The organism is Muriicola jejuensis (assembly GCF_010671595.1).
Taxonomy (GTDB): domain Bacteria; phylum Bacteroidota; class Bacteroidia; order Flavobacteriales; family Flavobacteriaceae; genus Muriicola; species Muriicola jejuensis.
The window spans coordinates 305,739-319,291 of sequence record NZ_JAABOP010000002.1; the positions used below are offsets into that span (position 1 = coordinate 305,739).

The window sequence follows — 13,553 nt, forward strand, 5'->3', positions numbered from 1 at the left end:
AAAACACTGTGCAGGTTGCTCTAAAAAGTGGTATATTTGCACGCAATTAATCCTTAATTGCATGGAAGCCCACCTCAATAAGATTCTCGGAGAAGGTCTCACCTATGACGACGTACTCCTGGTCCCAGCATTTTCTGAAGTCCTGCCCCGCGATGTGAATATCCAGACCCGATTCACACGGAACATCACTATAAACATCCCGATCGTATCCGCAGCCATGGATACGGTAACGGAATCCAAGATGGCCATCGCCATGGCCAGGGAAGGCGGTATTGGCGTACTCCACAAGAACATGAGCATCGAAGACCAGGCCATGAAGGTGAGGAAGGTGAAACGGGCGGAAAGCGGGATGATCCTCGATCCTGTAACCCTCCCGATAGATGCCCTGGTAAGGGACGCAAAGGCCAACATGAGGGAGCACAGTATAGGCGGGATCCCCATTGTAGACAAGGACCAGAAGCTCCTTGGGATCGTGACCAACAGAGACCTTCGATTCGAAAAGAACAATGACCGTCCTATCTCAGAAGTGATGACCTCCAAGAATCTTGTGACCGTAGCGGAGGGAACCTCTATGGCCGAAGCCGAGGATATTCTGCAGGCCAATAAAATAGAAAAATTGCCGGTGGTCAACAAGGACTACAAGCTGGTCGGGCTGATCACTTTCAGGGACATCACAAAGCTCACCCAGAAGCCTATTGCCAATAAAGACACCTATGGCAGGTTGAGGGTAGCCGCTGCAATAGGAGTCACCGCAGACGCCCTGGAGCGTACCTCTGCCCTGGTAAAGTCGGGAGTGGATGCTGTGGTCATCGATACGGCCCACGGACATTCGAAAGGGGTGGTCACGGTATTGAAAGAAGTTAAAAAGAAATTTCCTTCCCTCGAGGTGATCGTGGGGAATATTGCCACCGCGGAAGCGGCCAGGTATCTGGTCGATGCCGGGGCCGATGCGGTAAAGGTGGGTATAGGACCCGGGTCTATTTGTACGACCAGGGTTATAGCCGGCGTAGGCTTCCCTCAGTTTTCAGCCGTACTGGAAGTGGCAGCGGCTATCAAAGGCAGCGGGGTACCCGTGATCGCAGACGGCGGGATAAGGTATACGGGTGACATCCCCAAAGCCCTTGCTGCGGGTGCAGATACGGTCATGCTGGGATCCCTCCTGGCAGGTACCAAGGAGTCTCCGGGAGAAACCATCATCTACGAGGGCCGTAAGTTCAAATCCTACAGGGGTATGGGTTCCGTGGAGGCCATGAAGCAGGGGAGCAAGGACCGCTACTTCCAGGATGTGGAAGACGATATCAAGAAACTGGTCCCTGAAGGAATTGTGGGAAGGGTGCCTTATAAGGGCGACCTGTTTGAGAGCATCCATCAGTTCGTAGGTGGACTCAGGGCCGGGATGGGGTATTGCGGTGCCAAGGATATCCCTTCACTTCAGGAAAAGGGCCGGTTTGTCAAGATCACCAGTAGCGGGATCACTGAGAGTCATCCTCACCATGTGACCATCACCAAGGAATCTCCGAATTACAGTCGATAAAAAGGGGCTATTTGCTTTGGCCGCTGTAGGTTTTCCAATCCAGTTCCTTGTAGATATCCTCCCCGAAATACCGGGCGATATTCAGGAATGGACCGGGTTTCTGGTATCCGGGGACCGGTGAGAGCATGTTGAATTGCTCATCCAGGAACACAACTGTAGGATAGCTCAGCCGACCCTGCAGGAGGGCAGCGGCAAATTGGTGATATCCCCGTCTTCCCGAAGGTACATAGGTATAGGTCTTTCCTTTGAATTCGATGGGTTCCTTTCCTTCCCCATCCATTTTCACCATATAGAAATTCTCATTCATGTAGGCAGCTACCTGCGGGTTCTGAAAGGTGTCCTGGTCCATGCGTTTGCACCATCCACACCAATCCGTATAGACGTCGATAAAGATCTTTTTGGTATTGCCGTCTTTCCTGGCCAGTTCGGTGGCTTCCTGCCACGTCAGCCATTGTACCTGCTGGGCCTGGGCGTCAGAAATGCCGCCTCCCAGGAGGAATGAGAACATCAAAAGAACGGTAAAGTATAGTTGTTTCATAGCCATTTGTTTCGACCGTAGTCGTAATTCTGTCACTAAAATAACGAATTTTGACCTGCTTTATTTTGGCAATACCAGCAAATAGCTAAGTGGAGCGACTATTTCGCGACTGCCTTCCTTTTCACCGGCTGGAAGAGTTCGGCCTGGTCTACCTGGTTCCTGATGATATCCTCAAAGGTTTCCCGCTTCGTGATCAGGTGTGCCTTGCCCTTGTGCCACATGACCTCAGCCGGCCTGTAACGGGAGTTGTAGTTACTCGACATGGTGAAGCAATAGGCGCCCGCATTTCGGAAACAAAGGATGTCCCCTTCCCTGATCTCGCTGATCCTGCGATTGCTGCCAAAGGTGTCGGTCTCGCAAATGTATCCCACCACGGAGTAATACCGTTCCCTTCCTTCGGGGTTGGAAATGTTGATGATCTCATGGGAAGCACCGTAAAGCATGGGTCGGATCAGGTGGTTAAAACCGGAATCCACACTGGCAAAGACGGTGGAGGTGGTCTGTTTGACCACATTGACCCTGGCCAGGAAGTAGCCCGCCTCACTCACCAGGAATTTCCCCGGCTCAAAAGCGAGGGTGAGGTCTCGCCCGTACTCCTTACAGAATGCATTGAAACGGCTGCCCAGTTTTTGGCCGAGTTCCTCAATATTGGTCTGTATGTCACCTGACTTATAGGGTACTTTGAAGCCACTGCCAAAATCGATGAATTCGAGGTCCTCAAAGTGTTTCGCGGTTTCGAAAAGGATCTCTGAGGCGTAAAGAAAGACCTCTATATCCAGGATATCGCTCCCGGTGTGCATGTGGATGCCGTTGATATTCATCTTGGTCAGTTCCACGATACGGAGCAGGTGAGGTATCTGGTGGATGCTGATGCCGAATTTGGAATCGATATGACCCACGGAGATCTTTGTATTTCCCCCTGCCATGACATGAGGGTTGATCCGGATACAGACCGGAACGTGCGGATGTCTGGTCCCGAATTGCTCGAGGATAGACAGGTTGTCTATGTTGATCTTAACTCCGAGTCGGGTGGCCTCTTCGATCTCTTCCAGGGAAACCCCATTGGGCGTGTAAATGATATCCTCAGGGGAAAATCCCGCGAGAAGACCCAGTCTTACCTCCTGTATGGAGACTGTGTCGAGTCCACTCCCCAGACTGTTCATCAACCTCAGGATGCTTAGGTTGGACAAGGCCTTGGCGGCGTAGTTCAGTTTCAGGTTGGGCACACTGCTGAAGGCTTTGGTAAGTCTTTTAAACTGAGAAGTGATCTTCTCGGTGTCATAGACGTATACCGGGGCTCCAAACTCGTCGGCAATGTTAAGGAGATCTGCGTGTTTCATGATGAATACTTTGGAACAAAACTAAGGCAGATAAGGAGTCCACCCAAAATAAAAATGTATAATTAGAAAAATACAACAATTAGTTATAAATACAACAATATTCCCCTGTATTTACATTTGTCCTTGAAGAGCCGACTTCGTATTTTTACTAAAATTCAAACGTGAAACTACCTTTCTTTCCGCTACAAACCGTTTTTTTTCCGGGCGAAACCGTGCCCCTGCATATCTTCGAGGAGCGCTACAAAGAGCTCATTCACGATTGCCGCAAGGAGGCTATCACCTTTGGTATCCCGGTCTATATCCACGACAGGATCACCTATGGCACGGAAGTACAGCTGGTGGAAGTGGTGACCACATACGAAAACGGATCCATGGACGTGGTATGCGTGGCAAGGCAGGTCTTCCAGGTGATGACCTTCGACCACGAAATGGACGGAAAGCTCTATGCCGGGGGCGTGGTTAAATTCCTCGAGAGCATCAATGACGGGGACCTGCAGACCAAGAAGGAGGTCCTTGAGGGTATACGGGAATTGTACGATCTCATGGGGGTGCCCTTTGAACCCATAGCTCCGGAAAAGTTCAACCCCTTTATGCTCGGACATAAAATGGGTCTATCCTTCGAGCAGGAACACGAACTGTTGCAGATCACCAGGGAGAGCGATAGGCTTGCCTATATCAAAAAGCACCTCGATCAGACCATAAGGGTCCTCAAGCAGGTAGACCGTACCAAAACCCTCATAGAGATGAACGGGCATTTCAGGAATTTTGACCCGCTGGATTTCAAAGATTTTAAAGTATAAGAAGCTTGTTGTATAAATAGGGTAACTGCGTGATCTTTCCTATTTTTGCAGTCAACTAACGTAAAATAACCATATGAATCTTCACGAATATCAGGGAAAGGAAATCTTAGCCAGCTTTGGCGTTCGTATTCAAAGGGGCATTGTGGCCCACAACGCAAAGGAAGCCGTGGAAGTTGCCAAACAACTGAACCAGGAAACGGGGACCTCATGGTATGTTATCAAGGCTCAGGTCCACGCAGGTGGACGGGGTAAAGGAGGTGGTGTAAAGCTCGCAAAAAATCTCAAGGAGGTAGAGGAGATCGCCGGGAAGATCATTGGGATGAACCTTGTGACCCCTCAAACTTCCGCCAAGGGCAAGAAGGTGCACCAGGTACTGGTGGCTGAGGACGTGTACTATCCAGGTCCGAGTGAGACCAGTGAATTCTATGTCTCCGTGCTGCTCAACAGGGCTAAGGGGCGGAACATGATCATGTATTCTACGGAAGGTGGAATGGATATAGAGGAGGTGGCCGATAAAACACCCCACCTGATCTTTACAGAAGAAATTGACCCGTCAACCGGCCTGCTCGCTTTCCAGGCCAGGAAGATAGCCTTCAACCTGGGGCTGTCGGGTACCGCATTCAAGGAGATGACCAAATTCATTTCCTCCCTCTACAAGGCCTATGAGCAAAGTGATGCCAGCCTGTTCGAGATCAACCCGGTGTTGAAAACCTCGGACGACAAAATATTGGCTGTCGATGCCAAGGTGTCTATAGACGACAATGCCCTGTTCAGGAGAAAGCAGTACGCCGAGATGCGCGATCTCAGGGAAGAGAATCCCATTGAGGTCGAAGCACGGGCCGTGGGATTGAATTACGTGGACCTCGACGGTAACGTGGGATGTATGGTCAATGGGGCCGGACTTGCCATGGCTACCATGGACCTCATCAAAATGGCAGGGGGAGAACCGGCCAACTTTCTTGACGTGGGAGGTACAGCAGACGCTAAAAGGGTAGAGGAGGCCTTCAGGATCATCCTTAAAGACCCCAATGTAAAAGCAATCCTTATCAATATCTTTGGGGGTATCGTGAGATGCGACCGGGTCGCCCAGGGTGTGGTCGATGCTTACAAGAATATGGGAGACGCAATAAAGGTTCCGATTATCGTGAGGTTGCAGGGGACCAATGCAGAGCTGGCCAAGGAGATCATAGACAATTCCGGCCTGGCCGTGCATTCGGCCGTACAGTTCCAGGAGGCAGCTGACAAGGTGAAGGAGGTCCTGGCCTGACAATCGGTTTGATTAAATAGTGGAAAGGAGATGCTCAAATGCATCTCCTTTTTTTTGGCCAGACCTGAACTGCTGAAGCATTCAAATGCGCTCTGTATTCTCATGGGATCCTGCTAGATCAGATCGTATAAAAACAGTTTTCTTCTCCTTTGATTGTTTAAATATTTGTTAAACCTGGAGAAAATTGTAACATCCTCAAATTACAATCGTCTTTAATAACAAATCATCAATCTAATTATTAATCAAAAAACAAACTAGTCATGAGAAAATTATCTTTAGTATTCGCCGCAGCTCTGCTTCTCGCAGGAGGGAATCTTTTTGCAAACGATTCCAGGACCATCGACCCCAAGAAAGAACTCACCGTTCAGATCGGGGAACTGTTGAAGGACAATTTCTTCGTTGTGGATAAGGAAGAACTCACCGCTGAGGTCCTGTTCACCCTTAACCACAAGAATGAGATCGTTGTCATTTCTGTTGATACAGAGGATGAAGTCCTGGAGCAGTTTGTAAAAAGCCGACTCAATTATCAGCACGTAGATGTGGCAGTCGGGAAAGAAGGTAGTATGTATACCGTACCCGTAAGGATCAAAGGATAATACCTGGGGTTAATATTACAGGGTCCTAAGTTCGCTTAGGGCCCTTTTTATTTTTGTACGGGACCGATCCCAAACCGGTATATTTGGCTTTTCTCGTCTTTGAAACCCGTTTTTGAGGCGGTGTATCCTGAACGGTAGCCTCGGTCTTGGGACCTTCTTTGGGTCCGCGCAGGTGCAGTACCAGACCATTCAGGAAGTTCCTGAGGACCTGATCGCCGCATTCCTTGTATTTGGGGTGTCCCTCCTTTCTGCAGAAAGCGCCGATCTCGCTTTTGGAGATTCTGAAATCCACAAGGGCCAGGATGTCCACGATCTCATCATCCCTTAACTGAAGAGCCACCCTTAATTTTTTCAGGATATCATTGTTGGTCATTCCCAGGAGTTTTCAGGAAAGATAGGGATTCCTTTTCTAAGTTTCACTCGATTTAGGAAGCTACAACCCGTTCCTTCCACTTCTCTCCTGATATTTGAACTGCCTCCTAATAATCTGACATAAAGACATATAGAATCTTAAAAAGAGCGACAAAAAGACAGATATTTTCACTTGGTACATCCTTTGTTATAGGGTAAAAAAAGAAGTATAACTTAAAAAACCATAAGTCATGAGTATCATAACACGAAACACCGGAATGTTCCCTACGTTAATGAACGAATTCTTTAAGCCTGATTGGTTTGGAGGAAGTGAGAATTACGTATCCACCTTGCCTGCCGTGAATATCAAGGAGGACGATATGGGATTCCATCTTGAACTCGCTATTCCCGGAAAGAACAAGAATGATTTCAACGTGGAAGTAGACAAGGATGTGCTTACCATTTCTATGGAGAGCAAGACTGAAGACGAAAAGAAAGAGGACAATTACACACGAAGGGAGTTTTCCTATTCCTCTTTCCGCAGGTCCTTCACCCTGCCAGATACCGTAAATAGTGACAAGATCAAGGCATCTTACAAAGAAGGAATCCTGCACCTGGAACTTCCCAAGAAGGAAGAGGCCTTGCCGAAGCCAAAACGAATGATCGAAATAGGCAAATAAAGGATTAAAGGAAATATGCTTGACCCCTCATACGGGTTTTCATAATGGTTGGTTTGTTTGGTTAGTTGAGAGGTGCCCCAGTTAATGGGGCACCTTTTATTTTAGGGGTTCGTTGAGGATGGCCAGGCAGGACTCTATACCTTCGAGGAAATTCCCGAGACGGAGGTTCTCATTCGGGGCGTGAATGTTGTTGTCGGGATTGGGGATACGTACCGAGACCGCCGGCACATTCAGTGTCCGGATGAACGGGGCGATAGGTTGTGAGCCTCCTGTCGTGCGCATTTTTACCACCTTATCTCCAAATACGCGAGACAGGGCCCTGTTCAGGTACCGACCTGTTGCCGAATGGATGTCCGTCCTGAAGGGCAGGGATCCAAGCCTGTACTCCAGGCTGGCGAGTTTAGGGTACTTCGCCCGCTCTTCCGGGGTTGGCAGGGTATCAACCAGGTGAAATCCTTGCGTCTTCATGTGTTCTTCCAGGAGCCCGACGAGCCGTTCTCCCGGGGTCTCCGGGACGAGTCGCATGTCCAACTCTATATCCACGATGTCCGGGATAAGGGTTCGCACTTCTTTGCCGACCCAACCCGACTGCAGGCCGCGAATATTCAGGGAGGGGTATTGGAGGGATTCCTGGTAGTTCTCGCCAACCGCATCCCTTTGGTGTATCCCTAGCCTGTGCCTTAGGCTATCCTCATTTTCCGGGAGGGATCCCAACGCTTTTTTCTCTTCGTCTGTCAGGGTAACACCGTCATAAAAACCTTTGACCAGCACCCGACCGCGTTCGTCCTTGAAACTCGAGATGAGTCGGCCTGCCTCAAATACCGGATTAGGCGCGTAATTCCCATACTGCCCGCTGTGCAGGGGGGCATATGGCCCGAACACTCGGATCTTTGCCGTGGCTATTCCCCTGGCCCCAAAACAGAGGGTGGGCCAGTTCGAGATATGGCGTGTTCCGTCCATGATCAGGACCATGTCTGCCCCGAACAGGTCCCTGTTCTCACTAACCGCCACAGGAAGGGAGGGGGAGCCCAGTTCTTCCTGGAAGTCCATCACCACTTTTATGTTGAATTCAGGTTTTATACCGTGTTCCTTTAGATATTCCAGGGCCGATATAAAAGCCAGGGCCGGGCCTTTGGAATCTGAAGCAGACCGGCCAAAGACCCGCCAATCCGGATCCGGCAAGCTTTTGCCATCCCAGGAAACCGGGCTCCAGGTCCCGTCTTCCTCTTTTCTTTTGATCACCGGGTTAAAGGGATCTTCCTGATCCCATTCGGCTACATCCACCGGCTGTCCGTCGATCTGGAGGTAAAACAGGATCGTCTTTTTCCTGGGTGAGACCTTTTTCTCTGCAAAGAGTAAAGGGGCCATGCTAGTCGGTAACACAGTGGTCCTGAACCCAAGGGAAGTGAATGTCTCCTCGCACCATTTGAGGTTTTGGGCAACCATAATGGAATCGCTGCCCAGGTTCGGGATCTTCATGAATTCCATCAATTCTGTCAAACCACTGGGATACACTGAATGAGCTGCTGCCCTGATCTCACCTTCACTGAGCGTCTGGGCCGGAACCAGCTGGACCATAAAAAGGCACAGTAAAAAGAGAGAGGGAATGCGTTTCATTCGAATAGTTTTAGGTTTGGCTCTGCAGAACCTTGATCTCGTCCCTCAACTTGGCTGCGAGCATAAAATCGAGTTCCTTGGCGGCCTTTTCCATAGCTTTTCGCTTTGAGCGGATCATCTTATCGCGCTGCTCGGCAGTCAGGTATTCCAGATCCGGTTCGGCTGCTTTCCGCTCCTCCTTGATGTAATGGTAGGTCGAAACCGAATTCTTGGACAGGGCATTGTCGAGGCTTTTGTTCAGGGAGGTGGGGGTGATGTTGTTCTCCACATTGTACTGGGTTTGTTTTTCCCTGCGGTAGCGGGTCTCATCGATGGTCTTTCTCATGCTCTCCGTGATCTTGTCAGCGTACATGATGGCCTTGCCATTGAGATGGCGGGCCGCACGACCCACGGTCTGGGTCAGGGAACGGTTACTGCGAAGAAAGCCTTCTTTATCCGCATCCACAATGGCCACCAGGGAGACCTCGGGCAGGTCCAGGCCTTCCCTTAAAAGGTTTACTCCAATAAGCACATCAAACAGCCCTTTCCTGAGGTCCTGCATGATCTCTACCCTTTCCAGGGTATCCACATCACTGTGGATATACCGGCAGCGGATGTTGATACGGGTGAGGTATTTGGCCAGTTCCTCAGCCATGCGTTTGGTTAGGGTGGTTACCAGGGTCCGCTCGTCTTTTTCTACCCGTACCTGAATCTCTTCCACCAGGTCATCGATCTGGTTCTTGGTGGGCCTGACCTCTATCTCCGGATCCAGGAGTCCGGTGGGCCGGATCACCTGTTCTACGAATACACCCTGGCTGTGTTCCAGTTCATAATCGGCTGGGGTGGCGCTCACAAAGATGGTCTGTCCCTGCAGGGCCTCGAATTCCTCGAATTTCAGAGGCCGGTTATCCATGGCAGCCGGGAGGCGGAACCCATAATCTACGAGATTCTCCTTCCTGGATCGGTCCCCCCCGTACATGGCGTGGACTTGGGGGATGGTCACATGGCTTTCATCCACGATCATGAGGTAGTCCTCGGGAAAGTAATCGAGCAGGCAGAAAGGCCTTGTCCCGGGCTCCCGTCCATCCAGATACCTCGAGTAATTCTCAATCCCTGAGCAATAGCCCAGTTCCCGGATCATCTCCAGGTCAAAATTCGTGCGTTCCTCAAGCCGTTTGGCTTCCAGGGGTTTCCCGATCTCCTTAAAATATTCCACCTGTTTCACCAGGTCGTCCTGGATCTGGTGGATCGCATTCTGCAGGATGTCGGGGGAGGTGACGAACATATTGGCCGGATAGATGTTCAGGGTTTCATAGACTTCGATCAGAGTGTTGTTGTAGGGGTCGAATGCCTCGATCTCCTCGATCTCGTCTCCGAAAAAGTGGATCCTGAAGGCGTGGTCGGCATAGCTGGGGAAGACGTCCACCACATCTCCCTTGACCCTGAAGTTCCCGTTCTTGAAATCGGCTGTGGTCCGGGAGTACAGGCTTTGCACCAATTGGTGCAGCAGCTTGGTCCTGGAGATCACCTGGTCCTTTCGGATGGTGATGACGTTCTTTTGGAATTCCACCGGATTCCCAATACCGTACAGGCAGGAAACGGAAGCTACCACCAGTACATCCCGCCGGCCTGAAAGGAGGGAGGAGGTGGTACTCAACCTGAGTTTTTCGATATCCTCATTGATAGACAGGTCTTTTTCTATATAGAGTCCGCTTGTGGGAATATAGGCTTCGGGCTGGTAATAATCGTAGTATGAGACGAAGTATTCCACGGCGTTGTTCGGAAAGAACATTTTGAATTCCGAATACAGCTGGGCAGCCAGGGTCTTGTTATGGGCGAGGACCAGGGTCGGACGCTGCACCCTTTCGATCACATTGGCCACCGTAAAGGTCTTGCCGGATCCGGTCACGCCCAACAGGGTCTGATATCGCTCACCCTCCTCTATGCCGGCAACTAATTGGGCGATCGCAGCAGGCTGGTCTCCCGTAGGTTTAAAGTCGGATACTACCTTGAATTTCATGGGTTAAAATTACGAAAGTCGGCCGGTTTTCATCCCCACGCCTTCAAAGATTTTGGACGGTCACCGGGTCAGCGCGAAATGCCCGGTGAGTTGTTTGTTCGTGCTGGAAATAGCCCGGTACCAGTAATCTGCAGCGGGGAGGAGGGAACCGTTGATCGTCCCGTCCCAGCCACGCGAATCGGGGTCGATCTGGACCAGGAACTGACCGTAACGATTGTATATCTCGATACGGACAAGGGTGATGTCCCCGACAAATTCCGGAGGGATGTACTGCCAGTAGTCATTAATCCCGTCCCCGTTCGGGGAAAAGAATTTCGGGAACCCTTCCAGGGTGAGGTCCTGTACGATCTGTTCAGACGCCACACCACAACCATTCCTATCCCTGACGTAAAGGGTGTGTGTCCCGTACGGGATGTTGACAAAAACATTGCTCGACTGGTAAGGCCCGTTCAGGTTGTCTATTGCGTATTCGTACTCCCCGCTTCCCGAGGCGTTCACCGCGATCCTGATCCCGTTGGCCTGCTCGGTGACATTGATACTCGTAATGACGGGAGCTTCTGAACTCACTACCTCAAAGATCTGCGAGGTAGGGCATTCCAGGTTGCCGCTCTGGGGGATCAGGGTATAGGCCTCATACCTGTAGGAACCCGGAGCCTGAAAGGAGACAGTGGCCACATCCGATATGAGGGTCTCGTTCCCGTTGGAATTGATGCGGTACCACCGGTAGCCGTCGGCCATGTCGGGAGCGGTGTAGGCCAGGGGGAATTCACTGTTACAGGTCGAGATCACTTCCGGAAAATCGATTACGGGATTCAGGGTGATAAGATTCCCTGTAGACGGATCGAAAAATGGGCCGCAGCCCTGAAGGGTTGTAAAAGTTTCCTGTACACATCCTATGGCCTCGCCCGCAGCATTGAAGGGGACGATGGTAATAAAGAAGGTACGGTTGGCCTCCAGTTCCAGGATCCCGGTTTGTGTGATCGGGGGGAAGGCTACGTTATCCAGGATCTCGGCGGTGAAAGGGGAAATCCCCACTGTTATGCGATATCCTGTTGCGCCGGGAACCGGAGTCCATTCCAGGATGGGCGTTACTGGTACATTGGTCGCTCCATTCACAGGAGAGATCAGGGAAGTACATCCAGGGAGTGCTGCCACTTCACTGGTACTGAAGCTGAAATCGGTGCAGGAGGTGCCCGCCCCAATCAGGTTATAGGGAGTTATTCGCACATAGATAGTGGTATTGGGAAGGAATTCCACTGGAGGGGTATAAGAGAGGGTATTTCCGAGATCCGTAGAAGGGAGAATTTCACCCCCTCCAGGGCTGGTTCCCAGGGTAAGCCGGTAACCGATGGCTCCGGCCACATAACTCCACCGGATGTTCGTTGCCGGATTAACGTTGGCCTGCCCGTTGGTCGGGATCAACAGGGAAGTGCATGCAGGTGCCTGTGTGATGGCAGCCGTAGTAAAGGACTCACTCTCACAGGGGACCTCGATATTGCCATTCTGAAAGTCGAACAGGGTAATGGTCACATAGATGGTCGTGTTTTCGGGAAGCCCCAGGGGGGGATTATACGTAGTGGTGCTTCCTACGAACCGCTCGTCAAGGATATCCGTACCTCCTTCCGTGGTCCCCAGGGAGATGATATACCCGGGCACATTGGGTACCTGGTTCCAGGAAATATCGGCATCCACGGGAACGTTGGTGGCCCCGTTGAGAGGACTGGTGAGTACGGTGGTCGGGCATTGCTGTCCGGAAAGGCTCACTGACATGAACAGGACCCATATCAGGGCCAGGGAGAAATGCCGGGTCTTTATGGTCGATATGTTATCCCTGATACCCATCCGAATAACCATTATTTCTGTGTACGGCCCCGTATGTGAGGTGCAGTGGGCACCCCGACGCCATCATTGTAAGGAAGAAATACCAGAAGTCTGTCCGGACTGTGCCTGATTTCTTTTTCATAGTGTTCCTGCAAACACTACAAGATACTACAAATCCCTCTTTTTTAGCAAGAGATACGACAAAGAGATGAATACAGAGGTCCAGATCAGGACGATGACGACCTCATACCAGTGTACGTGGTAGTTCAGGGATACCCGCTCACCGATCTGATTGGCGACCGACTGAACCGCATTGAGCCTGGTAAATGGTTCCTTAACCAGGTTGTACATGGAGTTCAGGGGGAAGAACCCCATGACGGTGTCGGTAGTCTGGGAATCGAATAGTTTCCAGCGGATCATACCTCTGACAAACCCCTCGAATACCTGCCAGAGGATCAGAAACCCCAGGGCAAAGGCAGACCGTTTGACCAGGATCCCCAGGAAAAGACAAAAGGAGAAAAACCCTACCAGTTTCACGAAATAGGCCAGGAGGAATTCCAGGTCGGAGAAGATGATAGATAATTCATCGTAATCCGAATAGATAAGTCCGAGGATCATGGAGACCACAAAGACAAAAAGGGTGGAAATGAGGGCAAAGGAGATCACGGTCAGGAACTTGGAAAGGATGAATTCCTTTTTGGACAGGCCGTCGATCAGGTTCTGCTTGATGGTCTTGTTGCTGTATTCATTAGACATCATGGAGACGATCACGATGGCCAGGAACAATTTAAAAAAGGCGGTTACAAAGGTGTTGAAATGCCAGATATAGGGAAAATTGAAAATGCCCTGGTCTGCCAGGTGGAACTGTATGGGGCCTATGTCGAATTTGATGGCCGCCACAAGCGCAATGGAGGTCAGCAGGACGAAATAGGAGATGATCAGGATCCTGCTCGACCTGTTGTTCCAGAGTTTGATGAATTCTATTTGAAGGAGTCGCTTCATGGGGTATT

12 protein-coding genes are annotated in these 13,553 nt (G+C 50.7%); 5 read left to right on the forward strand and 7 right to left on the reverse strand.

The window, feature by feature from the left end; all coding sequences use genetic code 11:
- Positions 1 to 61 precede the first annotated feature (61 nt).
- Complete coding sequence (guaB, locus tag GWK09_RS09410) at positions 62 to 1,534, forward strand: IMP dehydrogenase (protein ID WP_163693035.1); 1,473 nt, start codon at positions 62 to 64, stop codon at positions 1,532 to 1,534.
- A 7-nt stretch (positions 1,535 to 1,541) separates the two neighbouring features.
- Here guaB and GWK09_RS09415 read toward each other — a convergent pair whose 3' ends face one another.
- Together GWK09_RS09415 and lysA are read right to left on the reverse strand one after the other, a co-directional pair.
- Positions 1,542 to 2,072, reverse strand: coding sequence for a thioredoxin family protein (locus GWK09_RS09415; protein ID WP_163693037.1), 531 nt, complete (start codon positions 2,070 to 2,072; stop codon positions 1,542 to 1,544).
- Positions 2,073 to 2,170: 98 nt separating this feature from the next.
- Positions 2,171 to 3,412 carry a diaminopimelate decarboxylase gene (gene lysA, locus GWK09_RS09420; RefSeq protein ID WP_163693039.1) on the reverse strand — a complete coding sequence of 414 codons (1,242 nt, stop codon included), beginning with the start codon at positions 3,410 to 3,412 and terminating at the stop codon, positions 2,171 to 2,173.
- A gap of 161 nt (positions 3,413 to 3,573) precedes the next feature.
- Between lysA and GWK09_RS09425 the strand changes: the two genes are divergently transcribed.
- The 3 genes from GWK09_RS09425 to GWK09_RS09435 all read left to right on the forward strand — a co-directional run bounded on the left by GWK09_RS09425 (position 3,574) and on the right by GWK09_RS09435 (position 6,075).
- Positions 3,574 to 4,212, forward strand: coding sequence for an LON peptidase substrate-binding domain-containing protein (locus tag GWK09_RS09425; RefSeq protein ID WP_163693041.1), 639 nt, complete (start codon positions 3,574 to 3,576; stop codon positions 4,210 to 4,212).
- Between the two features lie 73 nt (positions 4,213 to 4,285).
- Positions 4,286 to 5,479 carry an ADP-forming succinate--CoA ligase subunit beta gene (gene sucC / locus GWK09_RS09430; RefSeq protein ID WP_163693043.1) on the forward strand — a complete coding sequence of 398 codons (1,194 nt, stop codon included), beginning with the start codon at positions 4,286 to 4,288 and terminating at the stop codon, positions 5,477 to 5,479.
- 260 nt (positions 5,480 to 5,739) lie between these two features.
- Positions 5,740 to 6,075 (forward strand): hypothetical protein, encoded by a 336-nt coding sequence (locus GWK09_RS09435; RefSeq protein WP_163693045.1) that lies wholly within the window; start codon positions 5,740 to 5,742, stop codon positions 6,073 to 6,075.
- Positions 6,076 to 6,100: 25 nt separating this feature from the next.
- On the opposite strand, the gene GWK09_RS09440 is transcribed toward GWK09_RS09435, so the two are convergent.
- A complete protein-coding gene (locus GWK09_RS09440) occupies positions 6,101 to 6,448 on the reverse strand; it encodes a DUF1456 family protein (RefSeq protein WP_163693046.1) in 348 nt (115 codons plus the stop codon).
- Between the two features lie 229 nt (positions 6,449 to 6,677).
- Here GWK09_RS09440 and GWK09_RS09445 point away from each other — a divergent pair, with 229 nt between their 5' ends.
- Entirely contained in the window at positions 6,678 to 7,106 is a 429-nt protein-coding gene (locus tag GWK09_RS09445; protein WP_163693048.1) for an Hsp20/alpha crystallin family protein, read from the forward strand.
- 96 nt (positions 7,107 to 7,202) lie between these two features.
- On the opposite strand, the gene GWK09_RS09450 is transcribed toward GWK09_RS09445, so the two are convergent.
- From GWK09_RS09450 to GWK09_RS09465, 4 genes are all read right to left on the reverse strand, one after another.
- The gene (locus GWK09_RS09450) at positions 7,203 to 8,723 is read right to left on the reverse strand and encodes a M20/M25/M40 family metallo-hydrolase (RefSeq protein ID WP_163693050.1); all 1,521 of its coding nucleotides are present in this window, start codon (positions 8,721 to 8,723) and stop codon (positions 7,203 to 7,205) included.
- Positions 8,724 to 8,733: 10 nt separating this feature from the next.
- Positions 8,734 to 10,722, reverse strand: a complete 1,989-nt coding sequence (gene uvrB, locus GWK09_RS09455) for an excinuclease ABC subunit UvrB (protein WP_163693051.1) — start codon at positions 10,720 to 10,722, stop codon at positions 8,734 to 8,736.
- A 60-nt stretch (positions 10,723 to 10,782) separates the two neighbouring features.
- Positions 10,783 to 12,564, reverse strand: a complete 1,782-nt coding sequence (locus GWK09_RS09460; RefSeq protein WP_163693053.1) for a T9SS type B sorting domain-containing protein — start codon at positions 12,562 to 12,564, stop codon at positions 10,783 to 10,785.
- A gap of 147 nt (positions 12,565 to 12,711) precedes the next feature.
- Positions 12,712 to 13,545 carry an ABC transporter permease gene (locus GWK09_RS09465; protein ID WP_163693055.1) on the reverse strand — a complete coding sequence of 278 codons (834 nt, stop codon included), beginning with the start codon at positions 13,543 to 13,545 and terminating at the stop codon, positions 12,712 to 12,714.
- Positions 13,546 to 13,553: the final 8 nt, after the last annotated feature.